This is a genomic window from Streptomyces misionensis (assembly GCF_007896895.1).
Taxonomy (GTDB): domain Bacteria; phylum Actinomycetota; class Actinomycetes; order Streptomycetales; family Streptomycetaceae; genus Streptomyces; species Streptomyces misionensis_A.
Window position 1 is genome coordinate 3,685 of record NZ_VOGW01000163.1, and the last position, 1,292, is coordinate 4,976.

The 1,292-nt window shown below is 75.1% G+C and carries 1 protein-coding gene; it reads right to left on the reverse strand.

What is annotated here, in order from left to right; translation table 11 throughout:
- Positions 1-159: 159 nt before the first annotated feature.
- Positions 160-1,203 carry an AAA family ATPase gene (locus FRZ03_RS27035; RefSeq protein ID WP_146467749.1) on the reverse strand — a complete coding sequence of 348 codons (1,044 nt, stop codon included), beginning with the start codon at positions 1,201-1,203 and terminating at the stop codon, positions 160-162.
- Positions 1,204-1,292 lie beyond the last annotated feature (89 nt).

The following is a 1,292-nucleotide window of genomic DNA, read 5'->3' on the forward strand; positions in this document are numbered from 1 at the left end:
GCTGGCGGAACTGCTGTGGCTGGCCCGGGCGCCATGTGCCGGGCCAGCCACAGCAGTTCCGCCAGCTCGCGCGGGGTCGGGGGAACGCCGTGGGCCGCCTCGGCCAGTACGGCGGCGAGGCGGGCCAGCGCGTCCGGGGTGTCCCGGGGGCCGGGGCCGTCAGAAGACATCGGACCGTGTGCTCTGCCCCAGGTGCGGCATCAGCTGCTCGGCCAGCCGGTTCAGGGACTCGGCGGTCAGTTCGCTGGTGCCGGCCAGATAGATCGCGTTGAGGAGCTGGTCGGTGGCCAGGTCGCCGGTGCCGGTGCGCTCCAGGAAGCGGGCGATCAGGCTCCGCGCGTACGCGTCGGGCTCGCCCAGATGGGCGCGGACGATGTCGGCGAGGTGCCGGTCGTCGGGCTGGCGCAGCCGCAGGGTGACACAGCGGCGCAGGAAGGCGGGCGGGAACTCGCGCTCGCCGTTGCTGGTCAGCACGACGAACGGGAAGGCCCGGCAGCGGACCCGGCCGCGCGCCACCGGGACCCGCTCGTCCGTGCCGTCCGCGGGCACCCGGGCGATGCCGTCCGGGGCCAGCTCGGCGGCGCGCACCAGCTCCGGGATCTCGTACTGGCCCTCCTCCAGCACGTTCAGCAGGTCGTTGGGCAGATCGAGGTCGCTCTTGTCGATCTCGTCGATGAGCAGCGCGCGGGGGCGGGCGTACGGCAGCAGGGCGGTGCCGAGCGGGCCGAGGCGGAGGTGGTGCTCGATGCCGGTGTCGTCCGCCGGGGGCTCCGCGGCCCCGGGCCGGTCCTGGCGGGCGGCCTGCTGCCGGGCCGCGTACAGGCGGGAGAGGGGGTCGTACTGGTAGAGGCCGTCGTGCAGGGTGCTGCGGCTGGTGATGTTCCAGCGCAGCACCGGGCCGAGCCGCAGCTCCCGGGCCACGGCGTAGACCAGCGACGACTTGCCGGTGCCGGGCGGCCCGGTGACCAGCAGCGGGCGGCGCAGGTACAGGGCCGCGTTGACCAGCTGCACCGTCTCCTCGGTGGCCCGGTACGTCACGGCGCGGTGCATCCGGTCCGGGGAGACGGCGGACAGGTCGGCGCTCGCGTCGGGCGCGGCGAGCGGCGGGCCGCCGTCGAAGGCGCGCCAGGGCGGCGGCGGGGGCAGCTGCTCGATGCCGTCGTGCGGCTCGTTCGTACCGGTGTAGACGGGCCACAGGGGCATGGCTTCTTCTTCTCCGTGGTGGTGCGGGCGGTCAGTCGACGGGTGAGTGCAGGCTCGCGGTGGGCTCGGGGAAGCAGCGCGGGTCGTCC

What these genes read in the sequence shown, in the direction of transcription:
- FRZ03_RS27035 (WP_146467749.1), bottom strand. Translation starts at nt 1,203, where the DNA reads ATGCCCCTGTGGCCCGTCTACACCGGTACGAACGAGCCGCACGACGGC.